The organism is Stenotrophomonas sp. G106K1, from assembly GCF_037969685.1.
GTDB lineage: Bacteria > Pseudomonadota > Gammaproteobacteria > Xanthomonadales > Xanthomonadaceae > Stenotrophomonas > Stenotrophomonas lactitubi.
This window is the reverse complement of record NZ_JBBPFR010000036.1, coordinates 15911-29748: the sequence shown is the minus strand read 5'-3', so window position 1 is coordinate 29748 and position 13838 is coordinate 15911. Positions and strand designations below refer to the sequence as shown.

The 13838-nt window shown below is 67.2% G+C and carries 18 protein-coding genes; 12 read left to right on the top strand and 6 right to left on the bottom strand.

The window, feature by feature from the left end:
• Positions 1–184 precede the first annotated feature (184 nt).
• Genes hda through WKB25_RS20470 form a run of 3 tightly spaced genes read right to left on the bottom strand, consistent with a single transcriptional unit; the run spans position 185 to position 3188 of the window.
• On the bottom strand, positions 185–892 hold the full coding sequence (hda, locus tag WKB25_RS20480; protein ID WP_180164311.1) for a DnaA regulatory inactivator Hda: 708 nt from the start codon (positions 890–892) through the stop codon (positions 185–187).
• Positions 892–2064, bottom strand: a complete 1173-nt coding sequence (locus WKB25_RS20475; protein ID WP_340572672.1) for an AI-2E family transporter — start codon at positions 2062–2064, stop codon at positions 892–894. Before WKB25_RS20475 ends, hda begins: the two co-directional genes overlap by 1 nt.
• The gene (locus tag WKB25_RS20470; RefSeq protein ID WP_243379943.1) at positions 2061–3188 is read right to left on the bottom strand and encodes a DUF2066 domain-containing protein; all 1128 of its coding nucleotides are present in this window, start codon (positions 3186–3188) and stop codon (positions 2061–2063) included. Before WKB25_RS20470 ends, WKB25_RS20475 begins: the two co-directional genes overlap by 4 nt.
• Before the next feature lie 112 nt (positions 3189–3300).
• Between WKB25_RS20470 and purM the strand changes: the two genes are divergently transcribed.
• From purM to WKB25_RS20435, 7 genes are all read left to right on the top strand, one after another.
• Entirely contained in the window at positions 3301–4359 is a 1059-nt protein-coding gene (gene purM, locus WKB25_RS20465) for a phosphoribosylformylglycinamidine cyclo-ligase (protein WP_340572671.1), read from the top strand.
• A gap of 22 nt (positions 4360–4381) precedes the next feature.
• Complete coding sequence (locus tag WKB25_RS20460; protein WP_340572670.1) at positions 4382–4879, top strand: hypothetical protein; 498 nt, start codon at positions 4382–4384, stop codon at positions 4877–4879.
• 8 nt (positions 4880–4887) lie between these two features.
• Positions 4888–5298, top strand: coding sequence for a hypothetical protein (locus tag WKB25_RS20455; protein ID WP_340572669.1), 411 nt, complete (start codon positions 4888–4890; stop codon positions 5296–5298).
• A 43-nt stretch (positions 5299–5341) separates the two neighbouring features.
• Positions 5342–6004: a DUF2238 domain-containing protein gene (locus WKB25_RS20450; protein WP_340572668.1), complete on the top strand. Its 663-nt coding sequence runs from the start codon at positions 5342–5344 to the stop codon at positions 6002–6004.
• A complete protein-coding gene (gene purN, locus WKB25_RS20445) occupies positions 6001–6657 on the top strand; it encodes a phosphoribosylglycinamide formyltransferase (RefSeq protein WP_340572667.1) in 657 nt (218 codons plus the stop codon). Before WKB25_RS20450 ends, purN begins: the two co-directional genes overlap by 4 nt.
• Before the next feature lie 68 nt (positions 6658–6725).
• Complete coding sequence (locus tag WKB25_RS20440) at positions 6726–7523, top strand: DUF3108 domain-containing protein (RefSeq protein WP_340572666.1); 798 nt, start codon at positions 6726–6728, stop codon at positions 7521–7523.
• A gap of 2 nt (positions 7524–7525) precedes the next feature.
• Positions 7526–8209, top strand: coding sequence for a DUF3108 domain-containing protein (locus WKB25_RS20435; RefSeq protein WP_340572665.1), 684 nt, complete (start codon positions 7526–7528; stop codon positions 8207–8209).
• 170 nt (positions 8210–8379) lie between these two features.
• Here WKB25_RS20435 and WKB25_RS20430 read toward each other — a convergent pair whose 3' ends face one another.
• From WKB25_RS20430 to WKB25_RS20420, 3 genes are read right to left on the bottom strand one after another with little or no spacing between them, the layout of a single operon-like run.
• Positions 8380–8694, bottom strand: coding sequence for an EF-hand domain-containing protein (locus WKB25_RS20430; protein ID WP_340572664.1), 315 nt, complete (start codon positions 8692–8694; stop codon positions 8380–8382).
• A complete protein-coding gene (gene murA, locus WKB25_RS20425; RefSeq protein ID WP_340572663.1) occupies positions 8691–9965 on the bottom strand; it encodes a UDP-N-acetylglucosamine 1-carboxyvinyltransferase in 1275 nt (424 codons plus the stop codon). The genes WKB25_RS20430 and murA overlap by 4 nt, the downstream gene beginning before the upstream one ends.
• Positions 9966–9986: 21 nt before the next feature.
• Positions 9987–10217 carry a BolA family protein gene (locus WKB25_RS20420; protein ID WP_089239309.1) on the bottom strand — a complete coding sequence of 77 codons (231 nt, stop codon included), beginning with the start codon at positions 10215–10217 and terminating at the stop codon, positions 9987–9989.
• 54 nt (positions 10218–10271) lie between these two features.
• Here WKB25_RS20420 and WKB25_RS20415 point away from each other — a divergent pair, with 54 nt between their 5' ends.
• The 5 genes from WKB25_RS20415 to lptB all read left to right on the top strand — a co-directional run bounded on the left by WKB25_RS20415 (position 10272) and on the right by lptB (position 13815).
• Positions 10272–11273, top strand: a complete 1002-nt coding sequence (locus WKB25_RS20415) for a KpsF/GutQ family sugar-phosphate isomerase (protein WP_340572662.1) — start codon at positions 10272–10274, stop codon at positions 11271–11273.
• Between the two features lie 66 nt (positions 11274–11339).
• Positions 11340–11888, top strand: a complete 549-nt coding sequence (locus WKB25_RS20410) for an HAD hydrolase family protein (RefSeq protein ID WP_340572661.1) — start codon at positions 11340–11342, stop codon at positions 11886–11888.
• Complete coding sequence (lptC, locus tag WKB25_RS20405; RefSeq protein ID WP_089239303.1) at positions 11885–12460, top strand: LPS export ABC transporter periplasmic protein LptC; 576 nt, start codon at positions 11885–11887, stop codon at positions 12458–12460. The genes WKB25_RS20410 and lptC overlap by 4 nt, the downstream gene beginning before the upstream one ends.
• A 105-nt stretch (positions 12461–12565) precedes the next feature.
• The gene (gene lptA / locus WKB25_RS20400) at positions 12566–13096 is read left to right on the top strand and encodes a lipopolysaccharide transport periplasmic protein LptA (protein ID WP_089239301.1); all 531 of its coding nucleotides are present in this window, start codon (positions 12566–12568) and stop codon (positions 13094–13096) included.
• Positions 13096–13815: an LPS export ABC transporter ATP-binding protein gene (gene lptB / locus WKB25_RS20395; RefSeq protein ID WP_025874019.1), complete on the top strand. Its 720-nt coding sequence runs from the start codon at positions 13096–13098 to the stop codon at positions 13813–13815. Before lptA ends, lptB begins: the two co-directional genes overlap by 1 nt.
• Positions 13816–13838 lie beyond the last annotated feature (23 nt).

The following is a 13838-nucleotide window of genomic DNA, read 5'->3' as shown; positions in this document are numbered from 1 at the left end:
GGCTCAGGTTGCGGGGGCGTGAGCGCCATGGATGGCGCGACCGAGGCTACATGGACGTACTTGCGCCGTCCCCCGCAACCTGAGCCACCCCGCCATCACACGGATAGCCCGCTTTTGACGTTGACGTTGCTTCGGCTTCGGCTTCGGCGGGTGCAGGGCGCAGCCCTGCCGACCAACCCTAATCTCAGTAACGAGGACGGCCTTCTTCCAGGACCTGGCGCAGGAACGGCACGGTGATCCGCCGCTTCGCCGCCAGCGATTCGCGATCCAGCCAGTCCAGCAGCGTGATCAGTCCACCCAGCTCGCGCCCGGTGTGCGACAGCAGCCACTCGATGGCGGCCTCGTCGATCGCCAGCCCACGGCGCAGCGCGCGCTCGCGCAGCACCGCCGCGCGGCCTTCCTCGTCCAGCGGCTGCAGCAGCACGCGCACGCATTGGCCCAGGCGCGAACGCAGGTCCGGCAGCACCAGGCCCAGTTCGCCGGGCGACTTCTGCGCGGTGTACAGCACCGTCACGTCAGCAGCGCGCGCACGGTTGTGGAAATCGAACAGCGCGATCTCGTCCTCACGGTTGCCCGCCACCGCATCCAACCCATCCAGCGCCACCAGCTCGCGCTGCTCCAGTCCTTCCAGCGCTACCCGCACCCGGCCAACCACGCTGGCCAGGGGCACGTAGGTCGGCAGGCGCCCGGCCTGCTCGGCGCTGGAACACATCGCCAACGCCTGATGGGTCTTGCCGGTGCCGGCCGCGCCTTCCAGGTAGATCCAATCGTGGCTGGCCCCTACCGCGATGGCATGCAGCTGCGCCAGCGCGCCGTCCGGCGCACCGATGAAGCTCTCCAGGCGCTGGTCCCGCGGGTAATGCAGGGCCAGCGGAAGTTGCGGCACACCAATCACTTCAGTTCCGGACCCTTGTCATTGCCAGGCACGATGATATGGGGCTGATCGATCACGCCATCAAGCACGATCCCGGGCTTCTCGCCGGCATACAGCTCACTCTGCCGGTAGCGCTGGTGCGCATAGCGCAACAGCACGTTGCTCACCGCCGCCACCGGCAGCGCCAGCAGCATGCCGAGGAAGCCGAACAGCTGGCCACCGGCCATCACCGCGAAGATCACCGCCACCGGGTGCAGCCCGATCTTGTCGCCGACGATGCGCGGGGTCAGCACGTAGCTCTCCAGCAGCTGGCCGACGGTGAACACCACGCCCACCAGGATCAGCAGCTTCAGGTCGAACCCCTGCGCCTGTACCAGCGCAGCCACGATCGCCATCAGGATGCCGGTGGTCGCGCCCAGGTAGGGAATGAAGCTGATCAGGCCGGCGATCAGGCCGATCAACAGGCCCAGCTTGAGCCCGACCAGCGACAGGCCACCGGCGTAGATCACGCCCAGCGCCAGCATCACCAGGAACTGCCCGCGGATGAACGCACCGAGCACTTCGTTGGATTCGCGCGCCAGCGAGGTGATCGTGCCGATCTGGTTGCGCGGGATCACCGACGCCACACGCTCGACCAGCTTGTCCCAGTCACGCAGGAAGTAGAACGCCAGGATCGGCAGCAGCAACAGGTTGACCACCCAGGTGACCACCGTGAAGCCCGAGCGCGATACGTAGCCCATGAAGGTCGTTGCGAACCCACCGGCCTGCTGCCAGTGGCTGCGCACCCACTCGATCAGACGGTCCGGGTCCATCCACTGCATCACTTCCAGCCCGGTCTTCTGCTCGAACCAGGGGATGCCCTTCTCCATCAGCCAGGCCTGCGCCTGCGGCGCCGCTGCGATCAGCGTGGTGATCTGGCGCTCGATCATCGGCACCAGCACCAGCAGCAGCGCGACGATCACCAGCACCATCGCCACGAACACCAGCACCACGCCGGTCATGCGCGAACGACCGGTGGCCTCGATGCGGTCCACCAGCGGATCGCCCAGCCAGGCCAGCGCCAGCGCCAGTACGAACGGGGTCAGGATCGGTGCCAGCAGCCAGACGATCCAGCCGATCAGGCCGGCCAGCAGGATGTACTTCAGCCGCCGCAGGAACTGCGCGATTTCCGCTTCCGGGGACAGGATCATCGCAGGCGGTACTCGTTGCTGACCGGCGCCGGTGCCGGTGCACCGGTCGTATCGTCGATCGGCGTCGGCAGGGCCGGCAGCGTCGCCGACGGCACAAGCACGCCGTTGTCGCCGAGCATGCGGTTGAAGCCGGCCAGGCCGGTGGTCATTTCCAGATTCAGTTCCAGATGGTCGGCGGTCGCGCGCAGGGGGGTGACGTTGCGCACCACCGCCACTTCACGCAGGCCGGCGGCCAGGCGCAGGTATTCATCCGCGCTGTTGATGCCGGTCACCACCACGCGGTAAGTGCCCGCCTGGCCAGTGGCCGCACCGGCCTTGGCATAACGCTTGACCAGCGCGTCGGCAGCGCCATCGGCACCGGCAGCCATCGCGCGCATCGCGTTGGCGTCCTTGCTGGTCCACTTGTTCAGTTCACGGCCGTTGTCGACGAACACCCAGTCCGCCTGCCAGCCACCATTGGCGCGGTAGAGCTTGCCGATCAGCTGCATCGGCGGCGAGTAGCGCGACGAGGCCCGGGCGACCGCGGCGCTGTCCTGGCGCCAGATGGCACCGGCCAGGGCCTGCTCGGCGGCGCCACCACTGGGCAGGCCGAGCTTGTAGCCGCGCTCGATGGCCCGGCTCAGCAACGGCCGCGCGGCATTGGCCTGCTGCACGCTGACCAGGCGCGGACCGCTGCCATCATCGACGGCCAGCCACAGCACCGGCTTCGGTCGTGGCTGCGGCCACAGCGGCAGGCCCAGGGCCGACACCAGCCCGTCCACGTCATCCTCGCGGAAGCGCGCGACCAGCAGGGTACGGAAGCTCGGCGCACCGCTGGCGCCCACGCTCTGGTCCTGCTTGTAGTCGTAGCTGGCCACGTAGTCCTTGGCATTGCGCAACGCCTGGACCACACCGGGGCGGGACATGACGCTGCGATCACCGGACAATTTGCCCAGTACCACGCTCAACGCGCGGGCAAGTGCACCGTTGCGGTCAGCCTCGGCTTGGCTGTTGACGGGCACTTCGGCCTCGTACGCACCACTGGCAGTGGCAACATCCCCCTCGGTTCGCATGCCGCTCTGGGCCATCGTGGCCACCGGCAGGCACAGCGCAAGGAGCAGGGTCAAAAACAGGCTGCGGCGCATCAGGACATCCATTGGCTCGACGTATCCGGGGGGAATTGTTGCCCGAATACGGCCTTTGCGCCAATGCGGCCTGTTAAAATCGGCGATTCAACCCCTGCCAGCGCCGACGCCCGTGACCAACAGCCCGTCTTCCGCCCCTTCCCCCCTCACCTACCGTGACGCGGGTGTCGACATCGACGCCGGCAACGAGCTGGTCGAGCGGATCAAGCCCCTGGTCAAGCGCAGCTTCCGTCCGGAGGTGATGGGCGGCCTGGGTGGCTTCGGCGCCCTGTTCGACCTGTCCAACAAGTACCGCGAGCCGGTGCTGGTGTCGGGCACCGACGGCGTCGGTACCAAGCTGAAGCTGGCCCACCAGCTGAACCGCCACGATACGATCGGCATCGACCTGGTCGCCATGTGCGTGAACGACGTGCTGGTGCAAGGCGCCGAGCCGCTGTTCTTCCTGGACTACTTCGCCACCGGCAAGCTGGACATCGACACTGCTGCGGCAGTCGTGGGCGGCATCGCCAATGGCTGCACCGAGGCCGGCTGCGCCCTGATCGGCGGCGAAACCGCCGAGATGCCCGACATGTACGCCCCGGGCGAGTACGACCTGGCCGGCTTCACCGTCGCTGCCGTCGAAAAGAGCGAGCTGAAGGACGGCGCCCATGTCGCCGCCGGTGACGTGCTGATCGGCATCGCCTCGTCCGGCCCGCACTCCAACGGCTATTCGCTGGTCCGTCGCATCTACGACCGCGCCGGCCGCCCGGCCGAGCTGGAGCTGGAAGGCGGGGTCAAACTGGTCGATGCGCTGATGGCCCCCACCCGCCTGTACGTCAAGCCGATCCTGTCGCTGCTGAAGTCGCACGGCGAAGCCATCCACGGCATGGCCCACATCACCGGCGGCGGCCTGACCGAGAACATCATCCGCGTGGTGCCCGAAGGCCTCGGCCTGGACATCCAGGCCTTGTCGTGGACCCTGCCGCCGGTGTTCCAGTGGCTGCAGAAGGAAGGCGCGGTAGCCGACAGTGAAATGTGGCGCACCTTCAACTGCGGCATCGGCTTCGTGCTGATCGTCGCCCCGGACCAGCTGGAGGCCGTGTCCGCTGCGGTCAGGGCGCAGGGCCTGGAGCACTGGACGATCGGCCAGGTGGTCATCGCCCAGGGCGGCGACCGCGTCCACATCGCCTGATCCACCGGACAGAGGAACCCGCATGGACGCACCCCCTCCCTTGTCGACGACGCCGGCTCCGCCGGTGCTGCCGCCGAACCCGGCCGTGCCGGTGTTCGGCCCGCAGGACGCCACCCAGCTGCGCCAGCTGGCAATCGGCCACTACGTGGTCGCTGGCCTGATGGCGGTGTTCTCGCTGATCTTCATCCTGCACATCGTGCTGGGCATCGCCATGCTGTCCGGCTCGCTGCCGATGAAGTCCGGCGGTGAACCGTCTTCGCCGGAAGAGCAGCAGTTCGTTGGCTGGCTGTTCACCGTGATGGGCGTCTGCATCGTGCTTGGTGGGCTGACCCTTGCCGGTTTTGTCGCCTATGCCGGCCGCTGCCTGTCGCAGCAGCGCCGCTACCTGTTGTGCATGATCGTGGCCGGGCTGTCGTGCCTGTTCACCCCCATCGGCACCATCCTCGGCGTGTTCACCCTGGTCGTGCTGCTGCGCCCGCACGTGAAGGCCGCCTTTGCTGGCCAGGCGGGTGTGGCATGAACGATGGAATGAACCCACCGCCGCTGCCACGGCAGACCCTGGCGGACCTGCAGACCGCCAGCCACCTGCACAACCTGAAGATCCTGTTCTACGCACTGGCAGGCTTCCATTGGCTGGCGGCGCTGGTGTTCCTCGGTTTTGTCGGCATCGTCGCCTTCGAACGCGGCATGGATGACGGCGCCGTGCTGGCGACGGTGTACGGCGCAGTGTCGTTGCTGGCCATCGGGCTGGGCTTCCTGCAGCTGCGCACCGCGCGCCTGCTTGGCCAGCGCAGCAATCTGGCCTGGTGTCGCGGCGCGGCCTGGGCAGCGGTGATGGCAGGCCCGCTGGGCATGGCGCTGACCGCCTACGCGGTGTATTTCCTGCGCAAGCCGGAGATCGCCGCACTGTTCGACCGCGGCGACCACGTCAGCGTCTGAGCTGGCAGCCGCATGTTCCGTCCCTTCTGCTGATCGCTCCGACATGTCCACGTCCGCTGCCCCCACGCTCGCCAGCAACCGCGCCCCCCACTCGCTGTCGGCACCGAAGAAGGTCGCGCTGGCCGCGGTGTTGTGCATATTCGCGGCCACCTGGATCCATCCGCTGTGGCCGCTCGAGCAGACCCTGCACAGCTCGCTGACCGTGATCGGCCTGCTGGCCCTGTGGTGGGTGGACCGGCGCTGGCAGCTGGGCAACGGTGCCTTCATCGCCATCTGCGGCTTCATCGCCATCCACTGCGTGGCCGCGCGCTGGCTGTATTCCAACGTGCCCTATGACGCCTGGCTGCAGTCGCTGCTGGGATGGTCGCCGGATGCCGCCTTTGGCTGGCAGCGCAACCACTTCGATCGCCTGATCCACTTCCTCTATGGCGTCTGCTTCACCCCGGCGTTGCTGCAGCTGGCGCGACGCTTCTGGCCTGCACTGCGCATCGGCCAGGCCTTCACCCTGGCGGTGATGGCAGTGATGTGTTCCAGCCTGGCGTATGAGTGGCTGGAATGGGGCATCGCCCTTGCCCTGTCGCCGGAAGCGGCCGAGGCCTACAACGGCCAGCAGGGCGACATGTGGGACGCGCATGCGGACATGCTGCTGGCGACCCTGGGCAGCCTGTTGCTGTGGCCGTTGGTGCGCCGGAGCGCGGGGCGATGAGCATCTGCCGAATCGCCGTGCTGGCCTCGGGACGCGGCAGCAACCTGCAGGCCATTGTTGATGCCATCGCTGCAGGGCGGCTGCAGGCCGAGGTTGTCGGTGTGTTCTCTGATCGTCCCGACGCGACCGCTCTGGAGCGGGTGGCAGCGGATAGGCGCTGGGGGCATGCGCCGAAGGAATTCAGCGACCGCGCCGCCTACGAGCAGGCGCTGGGTGATGCGCTGGCTGCATCCGCCCCGGACTGGATCGTCTGCGCCGGCTACATGCGCATCCTGGGCGCCGATTTCGTACAGCGGTTCAATGGCCGCCTGGTCAACATCCATCCCTCGCTGCTGCCGCTGCACAAGGGCCTGCACACCCATGCACGGGCGCTGGAGGCCGGTGACGTCGAGCATGGCGCCAGCGTCCACCTGGTGGTGCCGGAACTGGATGCCGGCACGGTGCTGTCGCAGGCGCGGGTTCCGGTACTAGCCGGCGATGATGCGCAGACCCTGGCCGAACGCGTGCTTGCGGTGGAGCATCCGCTGTTGATCGCGACCCTGGAACTGCTCTGTGCAGGCCGTCTGGCTGAACGGGAAGGCCAGCCGACATTCGACGGTCACCCCCTGTTTAGCCCCTTGGCTCTAGATTCCGCCGGGAACCTGAACCGGTAACGCCCGTGCACACGCCCCGCTGACTGCGGGGCTGGCATCCTGCTCCCCTCCTGCGGTTCCTGTCGGCCATGAAGACCACGTCCCTGCTGCGTACAACCCTGCTGCTGCCGCTTGCCGTCCTCGCCTGTGCGGGCTGGGGCCAGGCAACAGCGCCTGCTGCGCCGGCACCTGCCGAGGTGGCTCCACCGGTGCTGCCGGCGCTGGCCTGGGAGCCGCCGCCGCTGCAGCCGTTCAGCGCGACCTACCAGGCCTTCTACAAGGGCAAGGAAGCAGGCGATGCGACCATGCAGGTCACCCACACCGGCGGCAGCCAGTGGCGGGTGGACATGCAGGTGGTCGGCCGCCGCGGCTTTGCCAGCGTGCTCGGCCTGAACATCGAGCAGAGCACCGTGTTCGAGGAGCGCGACGGTGTCTATGCGCCAATCAGCCAGAGCACGGTGCGCAAGGGCCTGTTCCTCGGCAAGAAGGCCGTCGGCACCTACAACTGGCAGGCCGGCACCGCGCAGTGGAGTGGCGACGTGGAAAAGAAGCGCGCGCAACCGATTCCACTGCAGGCTGGCGACCAGAGCGCCCTGCTGATGAACCTGGCGATCATGCGCGATGCCCGCCCTGGCGCGGCCATGCATTATCGCTACGTCGACATGGGCAAGGTGCGCCAGCACGATTACCAGGCAGCGCCGCAGACCGAGAACGTCGAGGTCGGCGACCTGTCGTACAACGCGCTGCGGGTCTATCGGACCAACGGCGGCAACAACGAAACCATTCTCTGGATCGCCAACGGTGTCCCCACCCCGGTGCGCATCCTGCAACGCGAAGACGGCGAAGATCGCGTCGATCTGCGCCTGATCGAATACCAAGGAGTCTGAGCATGAACACCCTGACCCGCCCCCTGACCTGGATCGCCGCTGCCGCATTGTCGGTGGTCAGCCTGCCGGCCATGGCCCTGCAGCCGTTCAAGGCCGACTACCTGGCCAGCTACATGGGCATGCAGGCCAACGGCAGCATGACCCTGGCCAGCGAAGGCGCCAACAAGTGGCGCTACAGCCTGCAGGTCAAGAACCAGCTGGCCGACCTGAGCCAGACCACGGTGTTCGAGGAAGTGCGCGGGCAACTGCGCCCGCTCAGCAGCCAGGACCGCTCGGCGCTGCTGGTGAAGAAGCGCAACGTGCAGGCCAACTACAACTGGACCAGCAACCAGGCCACCTGGACTGGCGACATCAAGCCGGACCGCGCCGGACCGATCGCCCTGAAGGCCGGCGACATGGATGCGCTGCTGATCAACCTGGCCATCGCCCGCGACCTGGCTGCCGGCAAGCCGCTGACCTATCGCATGGTCGACGAAGGCCGCATCAAGAACATGACCTACCGCGTGGTGGGCAAGGAATCGGTCACCGTGGGCGGCAAGAGCTACGAGGCCACCAAGGTCTCGCGCACCGACGGCAACAAGGAGCTGATCGCCTGGATCGTGCCGGAGTTCCCGGTGCCGGCGCGCATGCTGCAGCGTGAAAGCGGTCGCGATGCGCTGGACCTGACCATCAAGGCGATGAACTGATTGCAGGGGTCGGATCCCTTCCTCACAGGAAGGGCTCTGACCCCGGAGCCGAACTGACCGGCGATCCCCGCCATCCACGCATGGCGTGGATCTACTTCAGGCCCCGTAGATCCACGCCATGCGTGGATGGATGTCCCCAGAAAAAACGCCCGCTTTCGCGGGCGTTTTTTTTATTTCTTCGGCTCTTCCACCGGCGCGAACTCTGTGCGGCAGTCCACCCGGATCTGCTCGCCCGTGGATCGACGCACGAAGGTGCGGCAATGGCGATTGCCGTCCTGGCTGTCGTTCACCGCCACCGCGTAGAACGACTGGATGATCTCGTCACGGGTCACCGTGCCGTCGCCATTCCAGTCCATGTCCTTCTGCTCGATGCCCTTGGTGATGGCGATGTTGGCGTACCAGGCGTAGCCCAGCCACGCCAGCACGATCAGCACCAGCACCAGCAGCGCCTTGCGACGACGGCTGAACTTGCCGCGCAGGATCATGCGGCCACACGCCGGATGGTGGCGCCGAGCGAAGACAGCTTCTCTTCGATGTTCTCGTAACCGCGATCAAGGTGGTAGATGCGATCGATGGTGGTATCGCCATCGGCCATCAGACCGGCCAGGATCAGCGACGCCGATGCGCGCAGATCGGTCGCCATCACCGGTGCACCGCTCAGGCGTTCGTGGCCGCGCACGATGGCCGTGTGGCCTTCAACCTGCACGTCCGCGCCGAGGCGCAGCAGTTCGTTTACATGCATGAAACGGTTCTCGAAGATCGTTTCGTTGATCACGCCCACGCCATCGGCCACGCAGTTGAGCGCCATGAACTGCGCCTGCATGTCGGTCGGGAACGCCGGGTACGGCGCGGTGGTCAGGTTGACCGCCTTCGGCCGCTTGCCGTGCATGTCCAGGGTGATGCTGTCTTCGCTGGTCTCAATGGTCGCGCCGGCTTCCACCAGCTTGGCCAGCACCGCATCCATGGTGTTCGGGCGCGCGCGGTTGACGGTGACCTTGCCACCGGTCATCGCAGCGGCCACCAGGAAGGTGCCGGTTTCGATGCGGTCGGGCAGCACTTCATGGCGGCCACCGGACAGGCGTTCGACGCCTTCGATGACCAGGCGGGCAGTGCCCAGGCCTTCGATCTTCGCGCCCAGCGCGATCAGGCAGTGCGCCAGGTCGGTGACTTCCGGCTCCATCGCCGCGTTGTCGAGGATGGTGGTGCCTTCGGCCAGCACTGCGGCCATCAGCACGTTCTCGGTACCGGTCACGCTGACCATGTCGAAGGTGAAATGGCCACCCTTCAGACGCTTGGCAGTGGCCTTGATGAAGCCGTTCTCGACCACGATCTCGGCACCGAGTGCCTGCAGGCCCTTGATGTGCTGGTCGACCGGGCGCGAGCCGATCGCGCAGCCGCCGGGCAGCGACACTTCGGCCGCACCGAAGCGGGCCAGCAGCGGGCCCAGCACCAGGATCGAGGCGCGCATGGTCCTGACCAGCTCATACGGAGCCACATGCTGGTTGACCGAGCGCGGGTCGACCACGATCGCGCTGCCGCGCGACAGCGTGCCCTGGTCGATGGTCACTTTCGCGCCCAGTTCGCCCAGCAGCTTCACCGTGGTCACCACGTCGTGCAGATGCGGCACGTTGGTGATCTCCACCGGCGCGTCGGCCAGCAAGGTCGCACACAGGATGGGGAGGACGGCGTTCTTGGCGCCGGAGATGCTTACTTCACCGTGCAGCGCAGCGCCGCCGGTCACAACGATCTTGGCCATGTATTGGGGATCTTCTGCGGTTCAGCCGGCTTCGGCCGGGGTCACGGTTTTCAATGCGAGCGCGTGGATCGCGCCGCCCATCAGGTCGCCCAGAGTGGCATACACCATCCGGTGGCGGGCCAGCGGCATCTTGCCGGCAAAGGCCTCGCTGACCACGGTCGCTTCGAAATGCACGCCATCGTCACCCTGCACGTCGGCGCGGGCGCCGGGCAGGCCGGTTTCGATCAGATTGCGGATGGTGTCGGCGTCCAACGGGCTTTCCTAATAAAATGTGCGTCCATTCTACTTCCGCTGCGTGGCGTCCGCATGGCCGAATCCCTGTTGCCCCCCCGTTCCGCCGACCCTGCCGCCCTGGTCGCCAGTGGCCGGCGCGTGTTCGAGATCGAACGGCAGGCGCTGGACGCCGTGGCCGACCGCCTCGGCGACGCCTTCCAGCAGGCCTGCCGGGCGATCCTGGGCAGCAGCGGCCGGGTGGTCGCCACCGGCATGGGCAAGTCCGGCCATGTCGCGCGCAAGATCGCCGCCACCCTGGCCTCCACCGGCACCCCGGCGTTCTACGTGCACCCGGGCGAGGCCGGCCACGGCGACCTCGGCATGATCACCGAGGATGACGTGGTGCTGGCCCTGTCCTATTCGGGCGAATCGGATGAGCTGCTGATGCTGCTGCCGGTGCTCAAGCGCCAGGGCAATGTGCTGATCGCCATGACCGGACGCCCGCAGTCGAGCCTGGCCAGCGCCGCTGATTTCCACCTGGATGTGAGCGTGCCGGCCGAAGCCTGCCCGCTGGCGCTGGCGCCCACCTCCAGCACCACCGCCTCGCTGGCGATGGGCGACGCCCTGGCGGTGGCCCTGCTGGATGCACGCGGCTTCACCGCGGACGATTTCGCCCGCTCGCACCCGGCTGGCAGCCTTGGCCGCCGCCTGCTGCTGCACATCACCGACGTCATGCACACCGGCGAGGACCTGCCCAAGGTCGATGTCGGCGCCAGCCTCAGCGAGGCGCTGATGGAGATGAGCCGCAAGCGTCTGGGCATGACCGCCGTGGTCGACGACCTGGGCGTGCTGATCGGCCTGTTCACCGACGGCGACCTGCGCCGCGCGCTGGATACCGACCTGGACGTGCGCACCGCGAAGATTGCCGATGTGATGACCCGGCAACCGCGCACCATCAGCGCCGACAAGCTGGCGGTGGAGGCTGCGCGGCTGATGGAAACCCACAAGATCACCGGCCTGATCGTGGTCGACGGCCAGGGCCGCGCAGTCGGCGCCCTGAACATTCATGACCTGTTGCGGGCCCGGGTGGTTTAACCGACAGTCCGTAGACCCCATTCAGTCTGTACCAACGAGCCCGCAACCACCGAGTCCGATGCCCTGATGCCCTGGTCCCCCCTGCCCGCCTTCCCAGCCCACCTGCATGCCACTGCGGCCGGTATCCGCCTGGCCTGCTTCGACGTGGACGGCACCCTCACCGACGGTCGGCTGTACTACGACAAGGATGGCAATGAGAGCAAGGCGTACTTCGTGCAGGATGGCCTGGGCCTGAAACTGCTGCAGCAGCACGGTATCCACCCCGTGCTGATCACCGCGCGCAACAGCCAGTCCGCGCTCAAGCGCGGCGCCGACCTGGGCATCGACACCCAGATTGCCGTCGGCGACAAGCTGGCCAGCGTGCAGGCGCTGTGCGTGCAGCACGGCATCGGCCTGGAGCAGGTGGCCTTCATGGGTGACGACCTGCCGGACCTGGCGCCGCTGGGCGCGGTCGGCCTGGCGGTGGCGCCGGCCAATGCACATCCGTGGATCGCCGAGCGCGTGCACTGGATCACCCGCGCCGACGGCGGCCGGGGTGCCGCGCGCGAGCTGTGCGACGTGCTGCTGGCCGCACAGGGCCGCCTGGACGCCGTGCTGGCGAGGTTCGGCGCATGAATGCCCCCACCTTGAACTGGCGGATGATCCTCGGCGTGGGCCTGCTGCTGGCGGCACTGCTGAGCAGCTGGGCCGCGCTGCGCAACCGTGAAAAGGCACCTGTCGTCGAAGGCCAGGACGCCGGTGTGGACTACATCCTGCACGACTTCCAGATCGTCGCCCTGGACGAACACGGCAAGGAATCGACCACCCTGCGCGCCCCTCTGCTGGAACGCCAGCGTGGCGACCAGACGCTCAACATCACCACCCCGCTGTTCGAAATGCCCGACAAGGACGGCAAGCACTGGACACTGCGCGCCGAGACCGGCTGGCTCAGTGCCAAGGGCGATGAGATGAAGCTGCGCGGCAACGTCGCCGGCGACAGCCCGGCTGATCCCGGCGTGGTCCCGACCACCTTCCGCACCGACCACCTGGACGTGTTCCCGAAGGACAACCGCGCCCGGACCGATGCCCTGGTGACCATGACCCGGCCGGGCATGGAGCAGTCCGGCGTCGGGTTCGAGGTGGATTCGAAGAACAACACGTATCATTTCCTCAGCCAGTCCAAGGGCCGTTACACGCCCAAGCGCTGATTCCGCCGCCCGCCCGCGACGTCTTCCCGACAGGCGCGAAGCAGGCAGCCCCCACCCGCAGCCCCCGGTCCCGCCGGCGGGCCACCACCGGTAGAACGGACCCCGATGAAGATTCCCTTTGCAGCCGTGCTCGCACTCAGTCTTCTTGTCCCCGCTGTCGCCTTTGCCAAGTCGACCGACCGCAATGAAGCGATGAACATTGATTCCGGCGCGCAGTCCGGCACCCTCACCGGTGACGGCAAGACCGTGTTGTCGGGCGGCGTGATCATCACCCAGGGCACGCTGGACCTGCGTTCGTCCGAGGCCGAGATCTACCTCAAGGGCGGCGAAGCCGTGCGTGCGGTGTTCACCGGCAAGCAGGCCAAGATGAAGCAGCAGCTCGACGATGGCACCTGGATGGATGCGGTGGCCGACCGGATCGACTACGACATCACCACCGAGATCATCACCCTGACCGGCAACTACAAGGTCACCAGCGCGCGCGGCACCAATGCCGGCCAGCGCATGGTCTACAACACCCGCAGCGGTGAGATGAACTCCGGCGGCGACGGCAGCCGCGTGCGCACCGTGATTCCGCCGAAGAACAAGACGCCTGCGGCCGCCCCGGCTGCGGCGCCGGCAGGAGGCAAGAAGTAATGCTCGTCGCAACTGGCTTGCGCAAGCGCTACAAGCAGCGCGAAGTCGTCAAGGACTTCGGGCTGACCCTGGACGCCGGTGAAGTGGTCGGCCTGCTCGGTCCCAACGGTGCCGGCAAGACCACCTGCTTCTACATGATCGTCGGCCTGGTCGGTGCCGATGCCGGCAGCATCGTGCTGGACGGCAAGGACATCACCGGCGACCCGATGTACACCCGCGCCAAGCAGGGCGTGGGCTACCTGCCGCAGGAACCGTCGGTGTTCCGCAAGCTGACCGTGGCCGACAACCTGCGCCTGGTGCTGGAACTGCGCGAGGACCTGGATTCGGCTGGCCGCGAGCGCGAACTGAACAGCCTGCTCGACGAACTGCAGCTGGGGCACGTGTCCGAACAGCTCGGCGCCAGCCTGTCCGGTGGTGAGCGCCGTCGCTGCGAGATCGCGCGTGCACTGGCGGCCAAGCCGCGGCTGATCCTGCTCGACGAACCCTTTGCCGGTGTGGACCCGATCTCGGTCGGCGAAATCCAGCGCATCGTCACCCATCTCAAGCAGCGTGGCATCGGTGTGCTGATCACCGACCACAACGTGCGCGAGACCTTGGGAATCTGCGACCGCGCGTATATCCTCGCAGAGGGCACCGTACTGGCCCAGGGCTCGCCCGAGGCGATCCTGGACAACGCCGACGTGCGCCGCGTCTACCTTGGGGATTCCTTCAAGCTGTAACCGCGGCCGCCGGGCCCTCTCCC

What these genes read in the sequence shown, in the direction of transcription:
- WKB25_RS20475 (WP_340572672.1), bottom strand. Translation starts at nt 2,064, where the DNA reads ATGATCCTGTCCCCGGAAGCGGAAATCGCGCAGTTCCTGCGGCGGCTG.
- WKB25_RS20470 (WP_243379943.1), bottom strand. Translation starts at nt 3,188, where the DNA reads ATGCGCCGCAGCCTGTTTTTGACCCTGCTCCTTGCGCTGTGCCTGCCG.
- WKB25_RS20460 (WP_340572670.1), top strand. Translation starts at nt 4,382, where the DNA reads ATGGACGCACCCCCTCCCTTGTCGACGACGCCGGCTCCGCCGGTGCTG.
- WKB25_RS20455 (WP_340572669.1), top strand. Translation starts at nt 4,888, where the DNA reads ATGAACCCACCGCCGCTGCCACGGCAGACCCTGGCGGACCTGCAGACC.
- WKB25_RS20450 (WP_340572668.1), top strand. Translation starts at nt 5,342, where the DNA reads ATGTCCACGTCCGCTGCCCCCACGCTCGCCAGCAACCGCGCCCCCCAC.
- purN (WP_340572667.1), top strand. Translation starts at nt 6,001, where the DNA reads ATGAGCATCTGCCGAATCGCCGTGCTGGCCTCGGGACGCGGCAGCAAC.
- WKB25_RS20440 (WP_340572666.1), top strand. Translation starts at nt 6,726, where the DNA reads ATGAAGACCACGTCCCTGCTGCGTACAACCCTGCTGCTGCCGCTTGCC.
- WKB25_RS20435 (WP_340572665.1), top strand. Translation starts at nt 7,526, where the DNA reads ATGAACACCCTGACCCGCCCCCTGACCTGGATCGCCGCTGCCGCATTG.
- WKB25_RS20430 (WP_340572664.1), bottom strand. Translation starts at nt 8,694, where the DNA reads ATGATCCTGCGCGGCAAGTTCAGCCGTCGTCGCAAGGCGCTGCTGGTG.
- murA (WP_340572663.1), bottom strand. Translation starts at nt 9,965, where the DNA reads ATGGCCAAGATCGTTGTGACCGGCGGCGCTGCGCTGCACGGTGAAGTA.
- WKB25_RS20415 (WP_340572662.1), top strand. Translation starts at nt 10,272, where the DNA reads ATGGCCGAATCCCTGTTGCCCCCCCGTTCCGCCGACCCTGCCGCCCTG.
- WKB25_RS20410 (WP_340572661.1), top strand. Translation starts at nt 11,340, where the DNA reads ATGCCCTGGTCCCCCCTGCCCGCCTTCCCAGCCCACCTGCATGCCACT.
- lptC (WP_089239303.1), top strand. Translation starts at nt 11,885, where the DNA reads ATGAATGCCCCCACCTTGAACTGGCGGATGATCCTCGGCGTGGGCCTG.
- lptA (WP_089239301.1), top strand. Translation starts at nt 12,566, where the DNA reads ATGAAGATTCCCTTTGCAGCCGTGCTCGCACTCAGTCTTCTTGTCCCC.
- lptB (WP_025874019.1), top strand. Translation starts at nt 13,096, where the DNA reads ATGCTCGTCGCAACTGGCTTGCGCAAGCGCTACAAGCAGCGCGAAGTC.